The 3,853-nt window shown below is 39.3% G+C and carries 4 protein-coding genes and 1 pseudogene; 4 read left to right on the top strand and 1 reads right to left on the bottom strand.

The annotated features are described in order from the left end of the window. The 4 genes from cydB to C1642_RS13155 form a co-directional block, all read left to right on the top strand. On the top strand, window positions 1-887 hold an 887-nt coding region (cydB, locus tag C1642_RS13170; protein WP_213064278.1), incomplete at its 5' end, for a cytochrome d ubiquinol oxidase subunit II. 14 nt (window positions 888-901) lie between these two features. Then, complete coding sequence (locus C1642_RS13165) at window positions 902-1,036, top strand: hypothetical protein (protein WP_000749814.1); 135 nt, start codon at window positions 902-904, stop codon at window positions 1,034-1,036. 98 nt (window positions 1,037-1,134) lie between these two features. Next, window positions 1,135-2,553, top strand: a complete 1,419-nt coding sequence (locus C1642_RS13160; protein ID WP_057052506.1) for a PLP-dependent aminotransferase family protein — start codon at window positions 1,135-1,137, stop codon at window positions 2,551-2,553. 97 nt (window positions 2,554-2,650) lie between these two features. Continuing rightward, window positions 2,651-3,583, top strand: coding sequence for a LysR family transcriptional regulator (locus C1642_RS13155; RefSeq protein WP_103236420.1), 933 nt, complete (start codon window positions 2,651-2,653; stop codon window positions 3,581-3,583). A gap of 36 nt (window positions 3,584-3,619) precedes the next feature. Here the strand turns inward: C1642_RS13155 and C1642_RS19395 are convergent. Continuing rightward, window positions 3,620-3,853: pseudogene (locus tag C1642_RS19395) on the bottom strand (malonate transporter subunit MadM); the annotation flags it as partial.

Here is a 3,853-nt window from a genome sequence, read left to right as displayed (position 1 = left end):
AAGAACGTGACGTGATGATGAATACCGTCGCTCCTGTCTGGGATGGTAATGAAACCTGGATGGTACTTGGGGGTGCTGGCCTGTATGCAGCCTTCCCGCTAGTCTATTCAACGGTTTTATCTGCGCTCTACCTGCCTATTATTTTCATGGTCATTGCCTTGATTTTCCGTGGAGTTGCTTTTGAATTCCGTTTTAAAGCTCATCGGACCAAACACCTTTGGGACTTAGCTTTTATTTGGGGTTCGGTTTTAACGAGCTTCCTCCAAGGGATTATTTTAGGGGCCTATATTCAAGGGATTAAAACCGAAAACGGTATTTTTGCCGGTGGCCCTTTTGACTGGCTTACTGCATTCTCCATTTTCACAGGTATTGGTGTAGTTGCCATGTATGCCACTTTAGGCTGTGGTTGGCTCATTTTAAAAACTGAAAAAGGCTTGCAGCAACGTATGTATGAGCTGATGCCAAAGTTAATTATTGCGCTGCTCATTATCTTTGGTGCCGTCAGCTTATATACGCCGTTAACCCACCCCGAAATTGCAGATCGTTGGTTCTCTTTACCAAATCTGTTCTATTTTAGTCCAGTGCCTATTTTGGTCTTACTATTTGTTGGCCTGATTTTATCGGCATGTAAAAAACAGCAAGACCACAAACCATTTATATATACCTTGGCATTGGTCTTCCTTGCCTTTACTGGTTTTGTGATTAGTTTGTGGCCAAATATCATTCCACCATCAGTTACGATTTGGCAAGCGGCAGCGCCTCATTCCAGCCAAATGTTTGCTTTAGTGGGTGCGCTTATTTTGATTCCAATCATTATTACTTACACCATTGTGTCTTACTGGGTATTCCGTGACAAAGTTCGTGTAGGTGATGAAGGTTATCATTAAGGTACGGGGGTGTTATGAAAAAGTCGTCAGTTAAACTCAGTCAAACCCAATGGTTTATTCTGTTATGGCTTGGTGGTTTTTTAGCCTTAGCTGTGATTGCGGGTTTGTTTAAAGTGATATTGATTTATGCTGCCCCTTACTTAAAGTAAACCCATCCTTATAAACAAATGCCGTTTGTAGATTCTGCAAGCGGCATTTATTATTGGCTCAGTGCATCTTTTATTTTGTTATTTCGTGCAGCCCATACATGTATAAATCAGAACAACTCGCCCATAGCATTCGCCAACTTATTGAAAGCGGCACTTTAAATGCACATGAGAAATTACCGTCATTAAGAGATCAGGTCCATCGTTCTGGTTTTAGTTTAATGACTGTGATGAATGCTTATCAGGAGCTTGAATCACAAGGTCTGATCTATTCAAAGGAAAAGTCTGGCTATTTTGTTGCGGAGCAAATTGCACTAAAACCACTGGAACAATATTCGGTCGTTTCGCTTAATTCTAAAATTGAAATTAATTCTTTAGTTTTTAAATATCTTAAATCGATTCAACATGAGTCTGTTGTGCCTTTTGGTTCAGCTTTCCCTGATAGTCAACTTTTAGCTGCTCCCAAACTTATTCAAATTATGGGGCAACTTGCACGGCAAAGGCAAAGCTATGACCAGACAGCAAGCCTACCTCCCGGTAATTTAGCGTTAAGAAAACTAATTGCTCAGCGCTACTGTATGCAAGGCATACAGACCGATCCAGATGACATTGTCATTACATCTGGAGGATTAGATGCGCTCAATCTTTCTTTACAAGCAGTTGCTAAACCGGGTGACTATATTCTATTGCAACAAACCGTGTTTTACGGTGCTTGGCAGGCTGCTGAACGTTTAGGGCTTAAGGTCATTACCATTCCCGAACATCCACAACATGGTTTTGACCTAGAGGCTTTTGAGCAGGTTATTCACACATATCCAATTAAAGTATGTTGGCTCATGTTAAATAGCCATAATCCGATTGGGTTTACGGTCAGTGATGAGATTAAATATAAAATTGCCAAACTGCTTCATGAACACCAAATCTATTTGATTGAAGATGATGTGTATGAAGAGCTTTATTATGGCGGGCAAAAACCACTTTCGATGAAGTACTTTGACCAACAAAATCTGGTACTGCACTGCTCTTCATTTTCTAAAACTTTAGGGGCAGGTTTTCGGGTAGGTTGGGTCTATGCGGGTAAATTTTCGGACCATATCCAACACTTGCAGCTTATGAGTACTATTTCAGTGAATGCACTCATCCAAAATGCCTTGGTTGAGTTCTTGTCTCATCATCATTATGAAAAGCATTTGCGCACACTTAGACTTTCACTTGAACGTTATAAAAAGCAGTTTTACCACTATTTGAAGCAACATCTGCCCGCGATCTGCGAGATTTATTATTACCCAAGCGGTTATTTTCTATGGGTTAAATTGCCTCATAAACTCGATAGTATGCAAATTTATGAAGAACTCATCCAACAAGACATTGGTGTTGCGCCAAGCCCACTCTTTAGTGTTTTACCCGCACAGCAGCATTATTTAAGAATCAATTGTTCTTTTGAGTGGAACGAAAAAATTCAAGCTGCTTTAGATCAAGTCATCAAAACTATTCAACAAAGGGTCGAAGCAAGCCTGTAAAGTGATGCTTCGACCTAAGCACAATTTTAAAGTATTTAATTTATGATAGTTTCATCTTAAAGCGCGATTTTAAGGGTAAGAATATCTGGATGTTAATATGGAAATAGATGAAGAACTGACTCTTAAAAAAATACAGATTTTTTTGGCCTTTATGCGCTGTGGCAACTTGTCTAAAACCGCGGCAGAAATGCAACTGAGTAACGTCAGTGTTCATAAAGCACTACACTCTTTAGAAAGCGCTTTACGTTGTCCTCTTTTTAAAAATGAAGGCCGTAACCTCATTCCTTTAAAAAGTGCTTATGTATTTGAAGAACGGGCGCAAAAAATCGTACAAGACATTTTTATCACCGTAAATAAAACCAGAGAAGCCGCTGGCTTTGCAGCCAAGGTTTTACATTTAGGGTCTCTTTATTCTTTGACGGTAAATACAATTCCAAATGTGATTAGCGGTCTCAAACTCAGACGTAGTGAGCTTGATATTCAACTGTTGCTGAGTTCAAATCAGGATTTGGTGAAAAAGCTCAAAGCAACTGAGCTGGATGCAATCATTGTAGCTTTAAATGAAACCACTCAAGATGATGACTTTGAAATTTTGCCGATGTTTTCAGACGATATCTTTCTGGCAGTCAATAAAGATTCAAAATATGCTGAGTTTAAAGATATTGATTTAAGCCTTTTAAAAGAAGAAACTTTTTTAACTTTAACCAAGGGTTTTGCAACTCATAACGACAGCGACATCATTTTTAAAAAAGCCGGTTTTTCACCTAAAGTTGCTTTGCAGGTCAATGATATTTTTACCTTAATTAGTATGGTTAGCTCAGGTGTAGGTTTCGCACTATTACCTGGCCGTATTTCTGCGGTTTATGAAAGTTCGGTAAAACTTATTCCTCTAAAACAGCAATACCACATGCAACAAGAAATTGGTCTGGTCTTTTTAAAAAGTAAAGAACGTGACCCAAACTTACTTGCTCTCATTGCTGAATGTCGAATGTTTGCCTCTAATTTCAAAAATAAAAAAGACCGTTGTTAATAGCAACGGCCTTTTTGACTGAGTAATAAATACTTATTAACCGACTAAAGCTTTAACCGCAAAGAACAGAATAGTTGGACCCATTAAACAGCCAAGGCCCGTGTGAAAAGTTGCTGTAAGTGCACCGTAAGGCACTAAACGGCGGTCTGTAGCAGCTAAACCAGCTGACACACCACTTACCGTTCCTGCCAAACCACCAAAAATCATCGCAGAACGTGGATTGTCTAATCCCATAAATTTCGCAGTGAGTGGTGTTGAGACCATTACACA

This window comes from Acinetobacter sp. AKBS16 (assembly GCF_002899995.1).
Lineage (GTDB): Bacteria > Pseudomonadota > Gammaproteobacteria > Pseudomonadales > Moraxellaceae > Acinetobacter > Acinetobacter baumannii.
Note: the sequence above shows the minus strand (reverse complement) of the source record. Positions and strands in the feature narration are given on the sequence as shown.